Source organism: Chromobacterium sp. Ag138, assembly GCF_055181315.1.
Genome location: NZ_JBUPWA010000001.1, coordinates 3,868,876 through 3,887,789 on the forward strand (window position 1 = coordinate 3,868,876; position 18,914 = coordinate 3,887,789).

At 62.8% G+C, this 18,914-nt stretch carries 20 protein-coding genes, 1 tRNA gene and 1 pseudogene; 16 read left to right on the top strand and 6 right to left on the bottom strand.

Annotation, left to right across the window (positions count from 1 at the left end):
* Window positions 1-327: pseudogene (locus tag ACY3GB_RS18125) on the top strand (ATP-dependent DNA helicase RecG); the annotation flags it as partial.
* Window positions 328-523: 196 nt separating this feature from the next.
* On the opposite strand, the gene ACY3GB_RS18130 reads toward ACY3GB_RS18125, so the two are convergent.
* The 6 genes from ACY3GB_RS18130 to pstS form a co-directional block, all read right to left on the bottom strand.
* Complete coding sequence (locus ACY3GB_RS18130) at window positions 524-1,450, bottom strand: inorganic phosphate transporter (protein WP_463089962.1); 927 nt, start codon at window positions 1,448-1,450, stop codon at window positions 524-526.
* Between the two features lie 11 nt (window positions 1,451-1,461).
* Window positions 1,462-1,977, bottom strand: a complete 516-nt coding sequence (locus ACY3GB_RS18135; RefSeq protein ID WP_463089963.1) for an inorganic phosphate transporter — start codon at window positions 1,975-1,977, stop codon at window positions 1,462-1,464.
* Window positions 1,978-2,222: 245 nt separating this feature from the next.
* Window positions 2,223-2,996 carry a phosphate ABC transporter ATP-binding protein PstB gene (pstB, locus tag ACY3GB_RS18140; RefSeq protein ID WP_205692664.1) on the bottom strand — a complete coding sequence of 258 codons (774 nt, stop codon included), beginning with the start codon at window positions 2,994-2,996 and terminating at the stop codon, window positions 2,223-2,225.
* A gap of 3 nt (window positions 2,997-2,999) precedes the next feature.
* Complete coding sequence (gene pstA / locus ACY3GB_RS18145; protein ID WP_463090955.1) at window positions 3,000-3,890, bottom strand: phosphate ABC transporter permease PstA; 891 nt, start codon at window positions 3,888-3,890, stop codon at window positions 3,000-3,002.
* A gap of 34 nt (window positions 3,891-3,924) precedes the next feature.
* Window positions 3,925-4,887, bottom strand: a complete 963-nt coding sequence (pstC, locus tag ACY3GB_RS18150; protein ID WP_463089964.1) for a phosphate ABC transporter permease subunit PstC — start codon at window positions 4,885-4,887, stop codon at window positions 3,925-3,927.
* A gap of 83 nt (window positions 4,888-4,970) precedes the next feature.
* On the bottom strand, window positions 4,971-6,008 hold the full coding sequence (gene pstS / locus ACY3GB_RS18155; RefSeq protein ID WP_231467264.1) for a phosphate ABC transporter substrate-binding protein PstS: 1,038 nt from the start codon (window positions 6,006-6,008) through the stop codon (window positions 4,971-4,973).
* Window positions 6,009-6,184: 176 nt separating this feature from the next.
* Here pstS and tpiA point away from each other — a divergent pair, with 176 nt between their 5' ends.
* The 15 genes from tpiA to nuoL all read left to right on the top strand — a co-directional run bounded on the left by tpiA (window position 6,185) and on the right by nuoL (window position 18,907).
* Entirely contained in the window at window positions 6,185-6,931 is a 747-nt protein-coding gene (gene tpiA, locus ACY3GB_RS18160; protein ID WP_463090956.1) for a triose-phosphate isomerase, read from the top strand.
* Between the two features lies 1 nt (window position 6,932).
* The gene (secG, locus tag ACY3GB_RS18165; RefSeq protein ID WP_463089965.1) at window positions 6,933-7,283 is read left to right on the top strand and encodes a preprotein translocase subunit SecG; all 351 of its coding nucleotides are present in this window, start codon (window positions 6,933-6,935) and stop codon (window positions 7,281-7,283) included.
* 19 nt (window positions 7,284-7,302) lie between these two features.
* Window positions 7,303-7,387 (top strand) — tRNA-Leu (locus ACY3GB_RS18170).
* A 91-nt stretch (window positions 7,388-7,478) separates the two neighbouring features.
* Window positions 7,479-7,835 (top strand): NADH-quinone oxidoreductase subunit A, encoded by a 357-nt coding sequence (locus ACY3GB_RS18175; RefSeq protein ID WP_011134496.1) that lies wholly within the window; start codon window positions 7,479-7,481, stop codon window positions 7,833-7,835.
* Window positions 7,826-8,302, top strand: coding sequence for a NuoB/complex I 20 kDa subunit family protein (locus ACY3GB_RS18180; RefSeq protein WP_011134497.1), 477 nt, complete (start codon window positions 7,826-7,828; stop codon window positions 8,300-8,302). The genes ACY3GB_RS18175 and ACY3GB_RS18180 overlap by 10 nt, the downstream gene beginning before the upstream one ends.
* Window positions 8,303-8,312: 10 nt before the next feature.
* Window positions 8,313-8,909, top strand: a complete 597-nt coding sequence (locus ACY3GB_RS18185) for an NADH-quinone oxidoreductase subunit C (RefSeq protein WP_463089966.1) — start codon at window positions 8,313-8,315, stop codon at window positions 8,907-8,909.
* Window positions 8,902-10,155: an NADH-quinone oxidoreductase subunit D gene (locus ACY3GB_RS18190; RefSeq protein WP_463089967.1), complete on the top strand. Its 1,254-nt coding sequence runs from the start codon at window positions 8,902-8,904 to the stop codon at window positions 10,153-10,155. The genes ACY3GB_RS18185 and ACY3GB_RS18190 overlap by 8 nt, the downstream gene beginning before the upstream one ends.
* Complete coding sequence (nuoE, locus tag ACY3GB_RS18195) at window positions 10,155-10,655, top strand: NADH-quinone oxidoreductase subunit NuoE (protein ID WP_463089968.1); 501 nt, start codon at window positions 10,155-10,157, stop codon at window positions 10,653-10,655. The genes ACY3GB_RS18190 and nuoE overlap by 1 nt, the downstream gene beginning before the upstream one ends.
* Window positions 10,655-11,950 carry an NADH-quinone oxidoreductase subunit NuoF gene (gene nuoF, locus ACY3GB_RS18200; RefSeq protein WP_463089969.1) on the top strand — a complete coding sequence of 432 codons (1,296 nt, stop codon included), beginning with the start codon at window positions 10,655-10,657 and terminating at the stop codon, window positions 11,948-11,950. Before nuoE ends, nuoF begins: the two co-directional genes overlap by 1 nt.
* A 3-nt stretch (window positions 11,951-11,953) precedes the next feature.
* Window positions 11,954-14,275, top strand: coding sequence for an NADH-quinone oxidoreductase subunit NuoG (nuoG, locus tag ACY3GB_RS18205; protein WP_463089970.1), 2,322 nt, complete (start codon window positions 11,954-11,956; stop codon window positions 14,273-14,275).
* Window positions 14,276-14,278: 3 nt separating this feature from the next.
* Window positions 14,279-15,325: an NADH-quinone oxidoreductase subunit NuoH gene (nuoH, locus tag ACY3GB_RS18210; protein WP_021476502.1), complete on the top strand. Its 1,047-nt coding sequence runs from the start codon at window positions 14,279-14,281 to the stop codon at window positions 15,323-15,325.
* A gap of 29 nt (window positions 15,326-15,354) precedes the next feature.
* Window positions 15,355-15,834 carry an NADH-quinone oxidoreductase subunit NuoI gene (gene nuoI / locus ACY3GB_RS18215; RefSeq protein WP_199776295.1) on the top strand — a complete coding sequence of 160 codons (480 nt, stop codon included), beginning with the start codon at window positions 15,355-15,357 and terminating at the stop codon, window positions 15,832-15,834.
* Between the two features lie 9 nt (window positions 15,835-15,843).
* Complete coding sequence (locus ACY3GB_RS18220) at window positions 15,844-16,488, top strand: NADH-quinone oxidoreductase subunit J (RefSeq protein ID WP_463089971.1); 645 nt, start codon at window positions 15,844-15,846, stop codon at window positions 16,486-16,488.
* Between the two features lie 28 nt (window positions 16,489-16,516).
* Entirely contained in the window at window positions 16,517-16,822 is a 306-nt protein-coding gene (nuoK, locus tag ACY3GB_RS18225) for an NADH-quinone oxidoreductase subunit NuoK (RefSeq protein WP_011134506.1), read from the top strand.
* Between the two features lie 33 nt (window positions 16,823-16,855).
* The gene (gene nuoL / locus ACY3GB_RS18230; protein WP_463089972.1) at window positions 16,856-18,907 is read left to right on the top strand and encodes an NADH-quinone oxidoreductase subunit L; all 2,052 of its coding nucleotides are present in this window, start codon (window positions 16,856-16,858) and stop codon (window positions 18,905-18,907) included.
* Window positions 18,908-18,914: the final 7 nt, after the last annotated feature.

Below are 18,914 nucleotides of genomic sequence, written 5' to 3' on the forward strand. Positions count from 1 at the left end.
GGGCGGGGCAGCGCGCGCAGCGTGTGCGTGCTGTTGTTCGAGAATCCCTTGTCCGACTTGGCCAAGGCGCGGCTAAAGGTGATCTACGAGCATACCGACGGTTTCGAGATCGCCCGCCAGGATCTGCAGATCCGCGGTCCCGGCGAGTTTCTGGGCGCGCGGCAGAGCGGCTTGCCGATGCTGCGCTTCGCCGATCTGGAGCAGGACCAGGCGCTGCTGGAGGCGGCGCGCGATCTGGCGCCCGTCTTGCTGGAGCGTTGGCCGCGGGAGGCGGAGGCGCACCTGGAGCGCTGGCTGGCCGGCCGCGAGCAATTCCTCAAGGCGTAAAAAAATCCACCGCGATTGGGGGAAATCGCGGCGGCGAGGGAGGATTGCTGCAAACAAAAGAAACCATTAATGAAGCAGGCGTATATTAGCAATTAGTGAATTTTTCGTTCAAGCGCGGACAGCAGCTCCGTTGACCTGGATCAAGCATGAAAAAAGCCGCTCATCGAGCGGCCTTGGCGTTTGGACGTCGCTTGGGTCAGAACCACTGCGCCGCCAGGTAGTACAGGCCGGCGGCCAGGCCCATCGAGGCCGGCAGCGTGAACAACCAGGCCAGCGCGATCGAGCGCACGGTGCTCATCTGCAGGCCGGCCTTGTCGGCGATCATGGTGCCGGCCACGCCGCTGGACAGCACGTGGGTGGTGGAGACCGGGAAACCGAACCAGCTGGCCAGACCGATGGACACGGCGGCGGTGGTCTGCGCGGCCACGCCCTGGGCGTAGGTCATGTCCTTCTTGCCGATGCCTTCGCCCACCGTTTTCACCACGCGGCGCCAGCCTATCATGGTGCCGATGCCCAGCGCCAAGGCCACCGCCACGATCACCCAGGTGGGCGCGTATTCGGTGGTGGTGGTCAGATCCTTGCGCAGATTGCTCAGCAGCTGCTTGTCGTCGGAGGACAGCTTGGGCAGGTCGGCGGCCTTTTTGGCGGCGTCGTCCAGGCACAACAGCTGGGTGCGCACGTCCCAGCGCTGCGAAGCGCTCAGGGTGTGGTAGTCGTTGCCGTCGCCCATCAGCTTCAGCAGCTGGTCGGCGGTGGCCACCGTTTGCTGCGGGTGGCACTCGTACTGGCTGGTGCTGGTGGACTTGACGATGATCTTGGACAGATCGGCCTCGTGGCGCTGGTAGAACTGCTGCAGATGCTGAGCCGCGTCGCGGGTGCGCTCCAGCTGGTAAGGCGTGCTGTCCAGGTTCAGCACGAACTTGGCCGGCACGATGCCGATCAGCACCAGCATCACCAGGCCCACGCCCTTCTGGCCGTCGTTGGAGCCGTGGGCGAAGCTGACGCCCATCGCCGACACGATCAACATGAAGCGGGTCCAGAACGGCGGATGCTTGCGGCCCTCCACCTGCTGGCGCTGGTACGGCGTCTTATGGACATTGCTGCGCGGCCGGAAGCGCCGCAACAGGATGACGATCAGGCCCGCATCACTGGGGCGGCGATCGGCGACACCAATAGCGAGGCGCCGACGTCGATCGCCTTGCCCCAGTTGATGCCGTGCGACAGCGAGGTATTGTTGATGAAGCTGTTGGCCACGCCGACGCCCAGGATGGCGCCGATCAGCGTGTGGCTGCTGGACGCCGGCAGGCCCAGATACCAGGTGCCGAGGTTCCACAGGATGGCGGCGGCGAGCAGGGCGAACACCATCGCCATGCCGCGGCTGGTGTTCACCGAGATCAACAGATCCACCGGCAGCAGGTGCACGATGGCGTAGGCGACGGCCAGGCCGCCGCTCATCACGCCGAGAAAGTTGCAGACGCCGGAATAGAACACGGCGAGGCGCGGCTTCATCGACTGGGTGTAGATGACGGTGGCGACGGCGTTGGCGGTATCGTGAAAACCGTTGATGAACTCAAAGGCGAGCACGAAGCCCAGAGAAAGCATCAGAGTGATGGCTACATGGGTATCGAGCCCGGAAAACAGGTCCAGCATGGCGTGTCAGCGTTTATCGTAAAGGCGGGATTGTTGTGTTCCGCGCCATGGCCGTCAAGTCTTTATAAAAAAAAAATAAAGCGTGTGGTTTTGCCTGTGAAAACGGCAAAATCTTCTTGACAGGCCAGGGTTGCAAGACGGCTAAGTCCATGATTTTGCAAAATGGCATCATCATTGTTGCTTAGCCGGGCGGCATGAGAAACGGCTGGCGCGGAGAGACGCGCCAGCCGCCGGGAGGAGGCGGATCAGCCGAATTTGCCGGTGATGTAGTCCTCGGTCGCCTTCTTCTGCGGCGTGGTGAAGATGGTGTCGGTATGGCCGAACTCCACCAGCTCGCCCAGATACATGTAGGCGGTGTAATCAGACACCCGCGCCGCCTGCTGCATATTGTGCGTCACGATGGCGATGGTGTAGTCCTCTTTCAGTTCATGGATCAGCTCTTCGATGTGGGCGGTGGAGATCGGGTCCAGCGCCGAGGTCGGTTCGTCCAGCAGCAGCACTTCCGGCTTGGAGGCCACCGCGCGGGCGATGCACAGCCGCTGCTGCTGGCCGCCGGACAGCGAATTGCCGGACTGCTTGAGCTTGTCCTTCACCTCGTCCCACAGCGCGGCCTTGCGCAGCGCCCACTCGACGCGGTCTTCCATCTCGCCCTTGGACAGCTTCTCGTACAGCTTCACCCCGAAGGTGATGTTGTCGTAGATCGACATCGGGAACGGCGTCGGCTTCTGGAACACCATGCCGACCTTGGCGCGCAGCAGGTTGACGTCGATGTCGCGCGCCAGGATGTTCTGGCCGTCCAGCATGATCTCGCCCTCGGCGCGCAGGCCGGGGTAGAGCTCGTACATGCGGTTGAAGGTGCGCAGCAGCGTGGACTTGCCGCAGCCGGACGGGCCGATGAAGGCGGTCACCTTGCGCGGCGCGATCTCCAGCTGAATGCCCTTCAGCGCGTGGAAGTTGCCGTAGAAGAAGTTCAGGTCGCGGACCTCGAGCTTGGAGGCGGTGCTGGTCATGGTTGTCATGCCTTAATTCGATTGATTCTTGCGGCCGCCCATCCAGCGGGCGACGATGTTCAGGGCGAGGACGCTGAAAGTGATCAGCAGCGAGCCGGCCCAGGCCAGCGTGTGCCAGTCCTCGTAGGGACTCATCGCGAACTGGAAGATCACGATCGGCAGGTTGGCCATCGGCTGGTTCATATTGCTGTTGAAGAACTGGTTGTTCAGCGCGGTGAACAGCAGCGGCGCGGTTTCGCCGGAAATCCGGGCCACCGCCAGCAGGATGCCGGTCAGCACCCCGGCCTGCGCCGCGCGCAGCGTCACGGTCAGCGTCACCTTCCATTGCGGCGCGCCGAGCGCGGCGGCGGCTTCGCGCAGGCTGTTCGGCACCAGGCGCAGCATGTTCTCGGTGGTGCGCACCACCACCGGGATCACCAGGATGGCCAGCGCGAAGGAGCCGGCCCAGCCCGAGAAGTGGCCGACCGATACCACGTACACCTCGTACACGAACAGGCCGATCACGATGGACGGCGCGGACAGCAGGATGTCGTTGATGAAGCGGGTGATCGGCGCCAGCCAGCCGCGCTGGCCGAATTCGGCCAGATAGATGCCGGCCAGGATGCCGATCGGCGTGCCGAACAGCGTGCCGAAGGCGGTCATCACCAGGCTGCCGTAAATGGCGTTGGCCAGGCCGCCGGCGGAGCCCGGAGGCGGCGTGCTTTCGGTGAACACCTGCCAGCTGATGCCGGACAGGCCGTGCTGCAGCAGCGTGATCAGGATCCAGAACAGCCAGAACAGGCCGAAGACCATGGTCAGCATCGACGCGGCCATGGTCAGCCGGTTGACCAGCCGGCGCCGGCGGTAAGTGGGGCTATCCTGCTTCAGGCCGGAGGCGGGGGCGGTGCGCAAGGCGTCGTTCATTGTCGCTTGGCTCATTGTTTTGACGTCTTTCATGTCAGGAAGGCTTGCCTTCCTGCTTCTTCAGGCGCAGCAGCAGCAGTTTGGAGCAGGACAGCACCACGAAGGTGATGAAGAACAGGATCAGGCCCAGCTCGATCAGCGAGCCCATGTACAGGTCGCCGTTGGCTTCGGCGAATTCATTGGCCAGCGAGGAGGCGATGGAGTTGCCCGGCTCGAACAGGCTGGTGGAAAAGCGGGTAGAGTTGCCGATCACGAAAGTGACGGCCATGGTCTCGCCCAGCGCGCGGCCCAGGCCCAGCATGATGCCGCCGACGACGCCGGTCTTGGTGTAGGGCAGCACCACGTAGCGCACCACTTCCCAGGTGGTGGAGCCCAGGCCGTAGGCCGACTCTTTCAGCATGGTGGGCACCACTTCGAATACGTCGCGCATTACCGAGGCGATGAACGGAATCACCATGATGGCCAGGATCAGGCTGGCGGAGAACAGGCCGATGCCCATCGGCGCGCCCTGGAATAGGAAGCCCAGCAACGGCAACTCGCCCAGGTTGTCGATCAGCCACGGCTGGATGTGGTCGGCGAAGAACGGGGCGAACACGAACAGGCCCCACATGCCGTAGATGATGGACGGAATGCCGGCCAGCAGCTCGACGGCGATGCCCAGCGGGCGCTTGAGCCAGGTCGGGCACAGCTCGGTCAGGAACAGCGCGATGCCGAAGCTGACCGGCACGCCGATTAGCAAGGCGATGAAGGACGTGGCCAGGGTGCCGAAGATGGGCACCACGGCGCCGAATTTCTCCTGCACCGGATCCCAGTCGGTATTGAACAGGAAGCTCCAGCCGAAGCCCTTGATGCTGGGCATGGCGCCTACCAGCAGCGAAAGAAGGATGCCCACCAGCAGCGCCAGCACCAGGAAGGCGAAACAGCGGGTGGTCACCCGGAAGATTTTGTCCAGCAGCTGCTGGCGTCCCAGCTGCTGCTCATAGCTCAGTTTTTGCATGCGCCGATTCTTGATGGTTCAGACACAAGGCCGGAGAGAGCGAACTCCCCCCGGCCTGGGTGCGACAGTATAAGCGTCGCCTGTCAGTTCCAGACAGCCTTGCCGCTGCCGTCGGTGATTTGTTTCCAGCTGGTGCGGATCACGCCCTTCACGCTATCGGGCATCGGGATGTAATCCAGTTCCTGCGCGGTCTTGTCGCCGTTCTTGTATGCCCAGTCGAAGTACTTCAGCACTTCGACGGCCTGCGCCGGCTTGTCCTGCTTCTTGTGCATCAGGATGAAGGTGGCGCCGGCGATCGGCCAGCTCTGCTTGCCCGGCTGGTTGGTCAGCAGCAGGTAGAAGCCCGGCGCCTTTTTCCAGTCGGCGTTGGCGGCGGCGGCCTTGAACGAGGCCTCGTCCGGCTTCACGAAGGCGCCGGACTGGTTCTGCAGCAGGCCGTAGGCCAGCTTGTTCTGCTTGGCGTAGGCGTATTCGACGTAACCGATGGCGCCCTTGATGCGCGACACGTAGTTGGCCACGCCTTCGTTTCCCTTGCCGCCCACCGAGCTGCCCTTCCAGCTGACGGCGGTGTTGGAGCCGACGTCCTTCGCCCATTCCGGCGATACCTTGGACAGGTAGTTGGTGAAGATGAAGGTGGTGCCGGAGCCGTCGGAGCGGCGAACGACCGAGATGCGCTGGTCAGGCAGCTTGACGCCGGGGTTCAGCTTGGCGATGGCCGGATCGTTCCACTTGCCCACCTTGCCCAGATAGATGTCGGCCAGCAGCGCGCCGGTGAACTTGATCTGGCCGGCGGCGACTCCCGGAATGTTGTAGACCGGCACCACGCCGCCCATCACGGTCGGGAACTGGGTCAGTCCGGACTTTTCCAGCTCTTCCGGCTTCAGCGGCATGTCGGAGGCGCCGAAATCCACGGTCTTGGACTGGATCTGCTTGATGCCGCCGCCGGAGCCGATGGACTGGTAGTTCATGTTGTTGCCGGTGCTGCCCTTGTAGGTCGCCGCCCACTTGGCGTACAGCGGGTAGGGGAAGGTCGCGCCGGCGCCGGTGATGTCAGCCGCGTAGACCGAGCCTGCGATCAGCGTGGAGCCGAGGACTGCGGCCAGACGAACAGACTGTTTCATTGCTTAACTCCCGAACGAAAGGATGGGACTGCGTTTGTGATGGTCGCCATCCTATCGGGCGAATCTTTCAGTAATATTACAAGTCGTAAATGCTTGATCCAGGCCCATTATTGGAGCGGCGGGCGCGGGCGCGCTATAATCGGCGCCAACCAAAGCAACATGAAGTGGAGAAACGCATGTCCGGCAAACTGGTGATTGGCAACTGGAAGATGAATACCCGCGGCGACAGCGCCCGCCAGCTGGCGGCGGCCCTGCTCGCCGACGAAGAAACCAATCGCGAAGGCGTCGGCATCGCCGCTCCCGCCGTCTACCTGGCTGCGTTGGCGGAACAGCTGAAAGGCGGCAACATCGCCTTGTCCTCTCAGGATGTCAGCCGCTTCGCCGCCGACGGCGCGTTCACCGGTGAGGTGAGCGCCGCGATGCTGGCCGACGTGGGCTGCCGCTACGCGCTGGTCGGCCACTCCGAGCGCCGCCAGTATTTCCGCGAAGACAATGCCGCTTTGCTCGCCAAGATGCGCAACGCCATCGCCGCCGGCGTGGTGCCGGTGCTGTGCGTCGGGGAGACGCTGGAACAGCGCGAGTCCGGCGCTTATCTCGAAGTGGTGCGGGAACAGCTTGCCATCCTGGCCGATATCGCCGATGGTGAATACGTTGTCGCCTACGAGCCGGTGTGGGCCATCGGCACCGGCAAGGTGGCGTCGCTTGAGCAGATCGCCGAAATCCATGCATTCATCAAAAATTGGTGCTTGCAAAACGTTTCCGGCTCCGATAAGATTCGCGTCCTCTACGGCGGCAGTGTCAAAGCAGAGAATGCCGAGGCGATCCTGGCGACGGAAAACGTCGGCGGAGCACTGGTCGGAGGGGCCTCTCTGGACGCCGGTTCATTCAGAGTGATTTGCCAAGCCGCAGGAAAAATGATATAGTATGGAACTTCTCAAGACGCTTATTTGGATTGTAAATCTGCTGTCCGCAGCATCTATCATCGTCCTTGTTCTGATGCAGCATGGCAAGGGTGCGGATATGGGCGCGGCTTTTGGTGGTGGCTCGTCCGGCAGTCTGTTCGGGGCGTCTGGTTCTGCGAATTTCTTGAGCAGAACGACCGCGGTTGCTGCTGCGGTGTTTTTCTCGACTTCTTTGGCGCTGGTCTTTCTTTCCGGGGGTGGAAAGAGCGATCTCGGCGTGATGGGCGGTAAGATTGAACAGGCTGTGCCGCAAATCCCGGCAGGCGCGCCTAATAAAAATGCTTCGGGAACGGCTTCCAAAATCCCGGAGTAACAATTTAAAGCTTTGCTGTGCCGACATGGTGAAATTGGTAGACACGCTATCTTGAGGGGGTAGTGGCGAAAGCTGTGTGAGTTCGAGTCTCACTGTCGGCACCACCATTCAAAAACAGGCCACCGGGACTCCGGTGGCCTGTTTTATTTGGAGCCAAGAGGGGGCGACCCCTCTTTTTTTGGGGGTGTACGGGAAATGCTGCAAAACTACTTTCCCATTCTGATGTTTGTCATCGTCGGACTTCTGGTCGGCGTGGGCCCTATTGTCTTGGGCAAACTGCTGGCACCGAATCGTCCCGACGCTGAGAAACTTTCTCCATACGAATGCGGCTTCGAGGCCTTCGAAGATGCCCGCATGAAGTTTGACGTCCGCTATTACCTGATCGCCATTCTCTTCATCCTGTTCGACCTGGAAATCGCCTTCCTGTTTCCGTGGGCCGTGGTGTTGAAGGATCTGGGCGTCTATGGTCTTGGCGTGATGGTCGAATTTCTGGCCGTGCTGACGCTCGGCTTCGTCTACATGTGGAAGAAGGGAGCTCTGGAATGGGAGTAGAAGGGATTCTGGAGAAAGGCTTCGTCACCACGACAGCCGACAAGCTTATCAACTATACCCGCACGGGTTCTCTGTGGCCGATGACCTTCGGCCTGGCCTGTTGCGCGGTGGAAATGATGCACGCCGGCGCGGCGCGTTATGACCTCGACCGCTTCGGCGTCGTGTTCCGCCCCAGCCCCCGGCAGTCCGACCTGATGATCGTCGCCGGCACGCTGTGTAACAAGATGGCGCCGGCCCTGCGCAAGGTTTACGACCAGATGGCCGAGCCGCGCTGGGTGATCTCGATGGGCTCCTGTGCCAACGGCGGCGGTTACTACCACTATTCTTACTCCGTTGTTCGCGGCTGCGATCGCATCGTGCCGGTCGATGTCTATGTGCCGGGCTGTCCTCCGACCGCCGAGGCGCTGCTGTACGGCATCATCCAGCTGCAGAACAAGATCAAACGTACCAACACCATCGCCCGCTAAGGTAGAAACTATGGCCTCCAAGAAAATGGAAGCGTTGGGTTCGGTCGTTGCCGCGGCGCTGGGCGACAAGCTCGTGAGCAGCACGCAGGCTCTGGACGAGCTGACCATCGTCTGCAAGGCGTCCGATCTGCCGTCCGTGGCGCTGACGCTGCGCGACCACGCCGATCTCGCCTTCGAACAGTGCATCGACGTCTGCGGCATGGACTACAGCGCCTACCGCGACGAGCCGTGGGACGGCCCGCGCTTCGCCGCCGTGTACCACCTGCTGTCCGTCAAGCTGAATCATCGCATCCGCCTGCGCGTCTTCGCCGCAGACGACGACTTCCCGGTGCTCCCCTCGGTCAACGACGTCTGGAACGCCGCCAACTGGTTCGAGCGCGAAGCGTTCGACCTGTACGGCATCGTGTTCGAAGGCCATCCCGACCTGCGCCGCCTGCTGACCGACTACGGTTTCGTCGGCCATCCGTTCCGCAAGGACTTCCCGCTGTCCGGCCACGTGGAAATGCGTTACGACCCGACCCAGCAGCGCGTGATCTATCAGCCTGTCACCATCGAACCGCGCGAGATCACGCCGCGCATCATTCGCGAGGAGAATTACGGTGGCTGAGATCCGTAACTACACCCTCAACTTCGGCCCGCAACACCCGGCCGCGCACGGCGTGCTGCGCCTGGTGCTGGAACTGGACGGCGAAGTCGTCCAGCGCGCCGACCCGCACATCGGCCTGCTGCACCGCGGCACCGAGAAGCTGGCCGAAAGCAAGACCTTCATCCAGTCGCTGCCGTACATGGACCGTCTCGACTACGTGTCGATGATGTGCAACGAGCACGCCTACTGCCTGGCCATCGAGAAGATGATGGGTATCGAGGTGCCGGAGCGCGCGCAGTACATCCGCGTGATGTTCGCCGAAATCACCCGCGTGCTGAACCACCTGCTGTGGATCGGCGCCCACGCGCTGGACATCGGCGCGATGACCATGTTCCTGTACGCGTTCCGCGAGCGCGAAGACCTGATGGACTGCTACGAGGCGGTGTCGGGCGCTCGCATGCACGCGGCTTACTTCCGTCCGGGCGGCGTCTACCGCGACCTGCCGGACAGCATGCCGCAGTACACCGTGTCCAAGATCAAGAACGCCAAAGAGCTGGCGCGCCTGAACGAAGGCCGCAAGGGCTCGATGCTGGACTTCATCAGCGATTTCACCGACCGTTTCCCGGGCTACGTCGACGAGTACGAAACCCTGCTGACCGACAACCGCATCTGGAAGCAGCGAACCGTGGGCATCGGCGTGGTGATGCCCGAGCGCGCGCTGAACCTGGGCATGACCGGCCCGATGCTGCGCGGTTCCGGCATCGCCTGGGACCTGCGCAAGACCCAGCCGTACGACGTGTACGACAAGATGGACTTCGACGTGCCGGTGGGCGTGGGCGGCGACTGCTACGACCGCTACCTGGTCCGCGTCGAGGAAATGCGCCAGTCCAATCGCATCATCCAGCAGTGCGTGGCCTGGCTGCGCGCCAACCCCGGCCCGGTGATCACCGACAACCATAAGGTGGCTCCGCCTTCGCGCGAAGGCATGAAGTCGAATATGGAAGACCTGATCCACCACTTCAAGCTGTTCACCGAAGGCATGCACGTGCCGGAAGGCGAGGCTTACGCCGCGGTGGAGCACCCGAAGGGCGAGTTCGGCATCTACCTGGTGTCCGACGGCGCCAACAAACCGTACCGCCTCAAGATCCGCGCGCCGGGCTATGCCCACTTGGCCGCGCTGGACGAGATGGCCAAGGGCCACATGATCGCCGACGTCGTCGCGATCATCGGTACGCAGGATATCGTGTTTGGGGAGATTGACCGCTGATGCTGTCCGCACAATCGCTAGCCTTGATCGACCGCGAGGTCGCCAAATATCCGGCCGACCAGAAGCGCTCCGCCGTCATGGGCGCGCTGCGCATCGCGCTGGACGAGCGGCGCGCCGCCGGTGAAACCCCGGAAGCGCGCTGCCTGAACCAGGAGCTGATCGAGTTCGTCGCGAACTACCTGGGCATCGCCCCGGTGGCCGCCTACGAAGTCGCCACCTTCTACAACATGTACGACATGAAGCCGGTGGGCAAATTCAAGATCACCGTCTGCACCAACCTGCCCTGTGCGCTGTCCGGCGGCGTCAACGCCGCGGAGTACATCTCGAAGAAGCTGGGCATCGCCATCGGCGAAACCAGCGCCGACGGCATGTACACCCTGCTGGAAGGCGAATGCATGGGTGCCTGCGGCGACGCGCCGGTCTTGCTGGTGAACAACCACAAGATGTGCAGCTTCATGATGCCCGAAGCAATCGATAAAAAACTGGCGGAGTTGAAATAATGGCTGTCTTCGCTAATGGCGTGATTTTCGACGGCGTCGACACCAGCCAGCTCGACTGCTGGCGTCTGGACGCCTACGTGGCCCGCGGCGGCTACCAGGCGCTGCGCCGCATCCTCGACTCCAAGATGACGCAGGAAGACGTGATCGCGGAAGTGAAGAACTCCGGCCTGCGGGGCCGCGGCGGCGCGGGCTTCCCGACCGGCCTGAAATGGAGCTTCATGCCGCGCTCGTTCCCGGGCGACAAATACGTCGTCTGCAATACGGACGAGGGCGAGCCGGGCACCTTCAAGGACCGCGACATCATCCGCTACAACCCGCACTCGCTGATCGAGGGCATGATCATCGCCGGTTACGCGATGGGCACCAAGGCGGGCTACAACTACATCCACGGCGAAATCTTCGAAGACTACGTGCTGTTCGAGGAAGCGCTGGAAGAGGCGCGCAAGGCGGGGTTCCTGGGCCAGAACATCCTGGGCTCCGGCTTCAACTTCGACCTGTTCGCCCACCACGGCTACGGCGCCTACATCTGCGGCGAGGAAACCGCGCTGCTGGAATCGCTGGAAGGCAAGAAGGGCCAGCCGCGCTTCAAGCCGCCGTTCCCGGCCAGCTTCGGCCTGTACGGCAAGCCGACCACCATCAACAACACCGAATCGTTCGCCTCGGTGCCGTTCATCATCCGCGACGGCGCGCAGACCTTCCTCGAGAAGGGCAAGCCGAACAACGGCGGCACCAAGCTGTTCTCGGTTTCCGGCCACGTCAATCGCCCGGGCAACTACGAGATCGCGCTGGGCACCCCGTTCTCCGAGCTGCTGGAAATGGCCGGCGGCATGCGCGACGGCAAGAAGCTGAAGGCGGTGATTCCGGGCGGCTCGTCCGCTCCGGTGCTGCCTGCCGACATCATGATGCAGTGCACGATGGACTACGACAGCATCGCCAAAGCCGGTTCGATGCTGGGTTCGGGCGCCGTGATCGTGATGAACGAGGACGTGTGCATGGTCAAGGCGCTGGAGCGTCTGGCCTATTTCTACCACGAAGAATCCTGCGGCCAGTGCACGCCGTGCCGCGAAGGCACCGGCTGGCTGTATAAGGTGATCCATCGCATCGTCAACGGCCAGGGCCGCAAGGGCGATCTGGAGCTTCTGGATTCCGTGGGCAACAACATGGCCGGCCGCACCATCTGCGCGCTGGCCGACGCCGCGGTGTTCCCGGTTCGCAGTTTCACCAAGCATTTCCGCGAGGAGTTCGAGTACGCGATCGAACACGGAAAGACCTTGGTGGATCACAAATGGTGTTGAGCGATGCTTGAAATCGAAATCGACGGTAAGAAACTGACGGTGCCGCAAGGCAGCACCGTCATCGAGGCGGCCCACTCGGTGGGCACCTATATTCCGCACTTCTGCTATCACAAGAAGCTGTCCATCGCGGCCAACTGCCGGATGTGCCTGGTGGAAGTGGAAAAGGCGCCGAAGCCGCTGCCGGCCTGTGCCACCCCCGTCACCGACGGCATGAAGGTCCACACCGCGTCGCCGCTGGCCAAGAAGGCCCAGCAGGGCGTGATGGAATTCCTGCTGATCAACCACCCGCTGGATTGCCCGATCTGCGACCAGGGCGGCGAATGCCAGCTGCAGGATCTGGCCGTGGGCTACGGCAACTCCACCTCGCGCTACGAGGAAGAGAAGCGCGTTGTGGTGGGCAAGGACATGGGCCCGCTGGTTTCCGCCGAGGAGATGTCGCGCTGCATCCACTGCACGCGCTGCGTCCGCTTCACTGAAGAAGTGGGCGGCTTCCAGGAAATCGGCATGGCCAACCGCAGCGAGTTCTCCGAGATTCTGCCTTTCCTGGGCAAGACCGTGGACTCGGAAATCTCCGGCAACGTCATCGACCTGTGCCCGGTGGGCGCGCTGACCTCCAAGCCGTTCCGCTACAGCACCCGCGCCTGGGAACTGTCGCGCCGCAAGTCGGTGAGCCCGCACGACGGCCTCGGCTCCAACCTGGTGGTCCAGGTCAAGAGCAACGAAGTGATGCGCGTGCTGCCGCTGGAAAACGAAGCCATCAACGAGTGCTGGATCGCCGACCGCGACCGCTTCTCCTACGAAGGCCTGAACAGCGCCGAGCGTCTCTCCAAGCCGATGATCAAGTTCGACGGCAAGTGGCACGAGACTGACTGGGAAACCGCGCTGAACTACGTGGTGAAGGGCTTGAACGGCGTGTCCGCCGATCACGGCAAGGACGCCATCGGTTTCCTGCTGAACCCGCACTCCACCACCGAGGAGCTGCACCTGGCCCAGAAGCTGGCCCGCGCCTTCGGCGTCGACGCCGTCGACTACCGCCTGCGCCGCAGCGACTTCTCCGCCGACAGCGCCAAGCAGGGCGCCGAATGGCTGGGCTCCACCATCGCCGAACTGGCCGACGCCAAGTCGGTGCTGGCGGTGGGCTCCACGCTGCGCAAGGAACAGCCGCTGCTGGCCTCCCGCCTGCGCGCATCGGTCAAGAAGGGTTCCGAGCTCAACATTATCCACGTCGCCGACGACAATCTGCTGACCAAGATCAACGGCAAGCTGATCGTGTCGCCGCTGGCGCTGGTGAACGCGCTGTCGCAAGTGCTGAAGGCGGTGGCCGAGATCAAGTCCGGTTCCAGCGAAATCGACCTGGCGTCGGTGGAAGTGTCCGCTGAAGCCCGCCGCATCGCAGAAAGCCTGACCGGCGCCGAGACCGCGTCCGTGGTGCTGGGCAACGTCGCGCAACACCACCCGGCTTACGGCCAGCTGCTGTCGCTGGCCCAGGAAATCTCCCGCCTGTCCGGCGCGCGTTTCGGCGTTCTGGCCGAAGCCGCCAACAGCGTGGGCGCCGAGCTGGTGGGCGCGTTGCCGAAGACCGGCGACAACGCCGCCGCGATGATCGCCAAGCCGAAGAAAGCCTACTTCCTGCTGAACACCGAAGTGGAGTTCGACAGCTACAACCCGCAGGCCGCCGTGGCCGCGATGAAGCAGGCCGCCACCGTGATCGCGCTGACCGCCTACAAGGGCCAGGGTCTGCTCGATTACGCCGACGTGCTGCTGCCGATCGCGCCGTTCTCCGAGACCGCCGGCTCCTTCGTCAACATGGAAGGCAAGCTGCAGACCTTCAACGGCGTGGTGAAGCCGCTGGGCGAAACCCGTCCGGCCTGGAAGGTGCTGCGCGTGCTGGGCAATATGCTGAACCTGTCAGGCTTCGAGCAGAACAGCGCCGAGGAAGTCCGCGCCGAGTTCGGCGATCTGGCCGCCAAGCTGAACAACGCGCTGTCCAAGGTCGCCGCCGATCCGGCCGTGTCCTCCGGCATCGTCCGCGTAGGCGAAGTGCCGATGTACCAGGCCGACGCCATCTGCCGCCGCGCGCCGTCGCTGCAGCAAACCAACGAAGCCAAGGGCGCCGCCGTCGTCCGAGCACACAGCGGCCTGCTGGCCAAGCTGGGCGTGGCGGCCGGTTCCACCGCGCTGCTGAAGCAGGGCGAGGGCGAGGCGCGCGTTTCGGTCGAAGCCGACGACAGCCTGCCGGCCGATGTGGTACGGGTCGCCGCCGCGCACGCTTCCACGCTGGCGCTGGGCGGCATGTTCGACGCAATCGAGATCAAGCAGGGGTAAACGATGGAGTTCTTGCAAGGTATTCTTGGCACTGACGCAGGGCTCCTGGTGTGGACCCTGCTGAAGATCATCGCCATCGTGCTGCCGATGTTGGGCTGCGTGGCGTATCTGACGCTGGCCGAGCGCAAGGTGATCGGCTACATGCAGATCCGCATCGGCCCCAACCGGGTCGGTTATTTCGGTCTGCTGCAGCCCATCGCCGACGCGGTGAAGCTGCTGATGAAGGAAATCATCCTGCCCACCAACTCCAGCAAGGGCTTGTTCCTGCTGGCGCCGGTGCTGTCCATCGGACCGGCCCTGGCGGCCTGGGCGGTGATTCCGTTCACCGAACACCTGGTGGTGGCCAACGTCAACGCTTCGCTGCTGTACATCCTGGCGCTGACCTCGATGGGCGTGTACGGCGTGATCATCGCCGGCTGGGCGGGCAACTCGAAGTACTCCTTCCTCGGCGCCATGCGCTCCGCCGCCCAGATCGTTTCCTACGAGCTGGCGATGGGCTTCGCGCTGGTTGGCGTGCTGATGGTGTCCGGCAGCCTGAACCTGGTGGACATCGTCAAGCAGCAGTCGTTCGGCATGGGCGGCGGCTCGCTGCTGTCCTGGAACTGGATTCCGCTGTTCCCGCTGTTCATCGTCTACCTGATCTCCGGCGTGGCCGAGACCAACCGCGCGCCGTTCGACGTAGCGGAAGGCGAGTCGGAAATCGTCGCCGGTTTCCACGTTGAATATTCGGGCATGGCGTTCGCGATCTTCTTCCTGGCCGAGTACGCCAACATGATCCTGGTCGCCGCGCTGACCGCGCTGCTGTTCCTGGGCGGCTGGCTGTCGCCGTTCCCGGCGTCGTGGGGCATCCTGGGCGCCGGCGGCTTCCACTGGCTGGCGATCAAGGTATCGATGGTGCTGTTCTGCTTCCTGTGGTTCCGCGCCACCTTCCCGCGCTATCGCTATGACCAGATCATGCGTCTGGGCTGGAAGGTGTTCATCCCGGTGACCCTGGCGTGGATCCTGGTGGTGGGCGTGTGGATGTTTACCCCGCTGTCCATCTGGCACTGAGACAGGGGATAGGTGAAAAAATGAATTCGATCCGCAACTTTTTCAAGACCTTCCTGCTGGTGGAGCTGGTCAAGGGCCTGATGGTCACTGGCCGCTACTTCTTCGCCCGCAAGATCACGGTGCAGTTCCCGGAAGAGAAGACGCCGATTTCGCCGCGCTTCCGCGGCCTGCACGCGCAGCGCCGCTACGCCAACGGCGAAGAGCGCTGCATCGCGTGCAAGCTGTGCGAGGCGGTGTGTCCGGCGCTGGCCATCAACATCGAGTCCGAGCAGCGCGACGACGGCACCCGCCGTACCACGCGGTACGACATCGATCTGACCAAGTGCATCTTCTGCGGCTTCTGCGAGGAAGCCTGTCCGGTGGACGCCATCGTGGAAACCCACATCTTCGAATACCACGGTGAAAAACGTGGCGACCTCTACTACACCAAGCCGATGCTGCTGGCGATCGGCGACAAGTACGAGGCCGAAATCGCCGCCAACAAGGCGGCCGACGCCAAGTATCGCTAAGGGGAGGCCATGAACCTAACTACGGTAATTTTCTACGTTCTGTCCGCCATTCTGGTTTTCGCCGGCGTGCGGGTGGTCACCGCTAAGAACCCGGTTCACGCCGCGTTGTTCCTGGTGCTGGCCTTCTTCACCAGCGCCGGCCACTGGCTGCTGATGGAGTCGGAGTTCCTGGCGATCACGCTGGTGCTGGTCTACGTTGGCGCGGTGATGGTGCTTTTCCTGTTCGTGGTGATGATGCTGGACATCAACATCGAGAAACTGCGCGAAGGCTTCTGGAAGAACCTGCCGGTGGCTGCCACCGTCGGGGCCATCATGGTGTTCGAAATGGCGCTGATCCTGGTTAGCCCGCAGGCCGCGTTGTCGCAGTACAAGGCCGCCGCGCCGCTGGCCGCCGACTTCAGCAACGTCAAGATGCTGGGCAGCCAGCTGTACACCACTTATCTGCTGCCGTTCGAGATCGCGGCGGTCGTGCTGCTGCTGGCGATGATCGCCGCCATCGGCCTGACCATGCGCGCGCGCAAGGACAGCAAGGTGATCGACCCCGCCGTCCAGGTGAAGGTGCGCCGCGAAGACCGCGTCCGCATCGTCAAGATGGACGCCGTGAAAAAAGTGGAAGAAGCCGAACAGGCCGATTCCAGTGAGCAACAGGCCTGACGGCCAATCAACCAATAAGGGAGGAAACGTGCTGACACTGACTCACTTTCTGGTGCTGGCCGCCATCCTGTTCGCCATCAGCGTGCTCGGGATTTTCCTGAACCGGAAAAACCTGATCATCCTGCTGATGGCCATCGAGCTGATGCTGCTGGCGGTGAATTTCAACTTCATCGCGTTCTCGCACTACCTGTCGGATTCGGCAGGCCAGATCTTCGTGTTCTTCATCCTGACGGTTGCCGCCGCCGAGTCCGCCATTGGTCTGGCGATCCTGGTGGTGCTGTTCCGCAACCTGCAGAGCATCAACGTTGAAGACTTGGGCAGCCTCAAGGGCTAACGGCAAACCGGAACCATTACAAAGCACAAAAGCATGGATATGAAGAACTTATACCTGCTGATTGCACTCGCCCCGCTGGCGGGTTCCATCATTGCGGGCCTGTTTGGATGGGCGATCGGACGGCGCGCCTCGCACGTCGTCACGATAGCCGGCGTGGCGGTCTCCGCCGCGCTGTCGCTCAAGGTGCTTCTGGGCTTCCTCAACGGAAGCGCGGAAGTGTTCAACGGACCGGTCTACACCTGGCTGACCGTCGGCGGCTACGAGTACTCGGTCGGCTTCCTGGTCGACTCGCTGACCGCGATGATGCTGGTGGTGGTCACCAGCGTGTCGCTGATGGTGCATATCTACACCATCGGCTACATGCAGGATGATCCGGGCTACCAGCGTTTCTTCAGCTACATCTCGCTGTTCACCTTCTCGATGCTGATGCTGGTGATGAGCAACAACTTCGTCCAGCTGTTCTTCGGCTGGGAAGCTGTGGGCCTGGTGTCCTATTTGCTGATCGGCTTCTGGTTCAAGCGCCCGACCGCGGTGTTCGCCAACCTGAAGGCCTTCCTGGTCAACCGCGTCGGCGACTTCGGCTTCCTGCTGGGCATCGGCCTGGTGCTGGCCTACTTCGGCGGCTCGCTGAACTACAGCGACGTGTTCGCCGCCGCGCCGGCGCTGGCCCAGAAGACCATCGAGATCATCCCCGGCCAGCAATGGTCGCTGCTGACCGTCACCTGCATCCTGCTGTTCATCGGCGCGATGGGTAAATCCGCCCAGTTCCCGCTGCACGTGTGGCTGCCGGACTCGATGGAAGGCCCGACCCCGATCTCGGCGCTGATCCACGCGGCCACCATGGTGACCGCCGGCATCTTCATGGTGTCGCGCATGAGCCCGCTGTTCGAAATGTCGGACACCGCGCTGAACGTGGTGATGGTGGCAGGCTCGATCACCGCGCTGTTCATGGGCTTCCTCGGCATCGTCCAGAACGACATCAAGCGCGTGGTGGCTTACTCCACGCTGTCGCAGCTGGGCTACATGACCGTGGCGCTCGGCGCTTCGGCGTACTCGGTGGCGATGTTCCACGTGATGACCCACGCCTTCTTCAAGGCGCTGCTGTTCCTGGCGGCCGGCTCCGTGATCATCGGCATGCACCACGATCAGGACATGCGCAACATGGGCGGCCTGCGCAAGTACATGCCCATCACCTGGCTGACCTCGCTGCTGGGTTCGCTGGCGCTGATCGGCACGCCGTTCTTCTCCGGCTTCTATTCCAAGGACTCGATCATCGAGGCGGTCGCCGCCTCGCATCTGTCCGCGGCCGGTTTCGCCTACTTCGCCGTGGTGGCGGGCGTGTTCATCACCGCCTTCTACTCCTTCCGCATGTACTTCCTGGTCTTCCACGGCAAGGAGCGCTGGATGGAGAACCATGGCTCGCACCACGAGCATCATGGCGACAGCGATGAGGAAGAAGTGTCCCACGACCATCACCACGGCCTGGGCCCGAACGACAAGCCGCACGAATCGCCGTGGGTGGTGACGCTGCCGCTGGTGCTGCTGGCCATTCCGTCGGTGCTGGTGGGTTACTTCGCGATCGACAAGCTGGTATACGGCGACTTCTTCAAGGGCGTGATCGCGGTCAACCACGAAGCGCATCCGGGCATGGAAGAGCTGGCGCACGAGTTCCACGGCGCCTTCGCCATGACGCTGCACTCGTTCACCACGCTGCCGCTGTGGCTGGCCATCGCCGGCGTTGTCGTGGCCTGGTACTTCTACATGAAGGCGCCGCACATCCCGGCCGCCATCAAGGAAAAGTGCGCCCCGATCCACAAGCTGCTGGAAAACAAGTACTACCTGGACGAGATCTATTTCGCCGTGTTCGCCAAGGGCTCGCGCGCGCTGGGCACCTTGTTCTGGAAGGTGGGCGACATGCTGCTGATCGACGGCCTGCTGGTCAACGGCACCGCCAAGCTGGTGGGCTGGTTCTCCAGCGTGGTGCGCCGCGCGCAGACCGGCTTCATCTACAGCTACGCCACCGCGATGATCATCGGCGTGCTGGGTCTGATGACCTGGTGGTTCCTGCCGCTGATCCTGCGCTGAGTCCGGA

Bases quoted from the DNA above. Each gene is read 5' to 3' on its own strand.
- nuoG (WP_463089970.1), top strand. From the start codon at position 11,954: ATGCTTGAAATCGAAATCGACGGTAAGAAACTGACGGTGCCGCAAGGC.
- secG (WP_463089965.1), top strand. From the start codon at position 6,933: ATGGAACTTCTCAAGACGCTTATTTGGATTGTAAATCTGCTGTCCGCA.
- pstB (WP_205692664.1), bottom strand. From the start codon at position 2,996: ATGACAACCATGACCAGCACCGCCTCCAAGCTCGAGGTCCGCGACCTG.
- ACY3GB_RS18175 (WP_011134496.1), top strand. From the start codon at position 7,479: ATGCTGCAAAACTACTTTCCCATTCTGATGTTTGTCATCGTCGGACTT.
- ACY3GB_RS18180 (WP_011134497.1), top strand. From the start codon at position 7,826: ATGGGAGTAGAAGGGATTCTGGAGAAAGGCTTCGTCACCACGACAGCC.
- tpiA (WP_463090956.1), top strand. From the start codon at position 6,185: ATGTCCGGCAAACTGGTGATTGGCAACTGGAAGATGAATACCCGCGGC.
- nuoL (WP_463089972.1), top strand. From the start codon at position 16,856: ATGGATATGAAGAACTTATACCTGCTGATTGCACTCGCCCCGCTGGCG.
- nuoH (WP_021476502.1), top strand. From the start codon at position 14,279: ATGGAGTTCTTGCAAGGTATTCTTGGCACTGACGCAGGGCTCCTGGTG.
- ACY3GB_RS18220 (WP_463089971.1), top strand. From the start codon at position 15,844: ATGAACCTAACTACGGTAATTTTCTACGTTCTGTCCGCCATTCTGGTT.
- pstC (WP_463089964.1), bottom strand. From the start codon at position 4,887: ATGCAAAAACTGAGCTATGAGCAGCAGCTGGGACGCCAGCAGCTGCTG.
- pstS (WP_231467264.1), bottom strand. From the start codon at position 6,008: ATGAAACAGTCTGTTCGTCTGGCCGCAGTCCTCGGCTCCACGCTGATC.
- nuoF (WP_463089969.1), top strand. From the start codon at position 10,655: ATGGCTGTCTTCGCTAATGGCGTGATTTTCGACGGCGTCGACACCAGC.
- ACY3GB_RS18135 (WP_463089963.1), bottom strand. From the start codon at position 1,977: ATGCTGGACCTGTTTTCCGGGCTCGATACCCATGTAGCCATCACTCTG.
- pstA (WP_463090955.1), bottom strand. From the start codon at position 3,890: ATGAACGACGCCTTGCGCACCGCCCCCGCCTCCGGCCTGAAGCAGGAT.
- ACY3GB_RS18185 (WP_463089966.1), top strand. From the start codon at position 8,313: ATGGCCTCCAAGAAAATGGAAGCGTTGGGTTCGGTCGTTGCCGCGGCG.
- nuoE (WP_463089968.1), top strand. From the start codon at position 10,155: ATGCTGTCCGCACAATCGCTAGCCTTGATCGACCGCGAGGTCGCCAAA.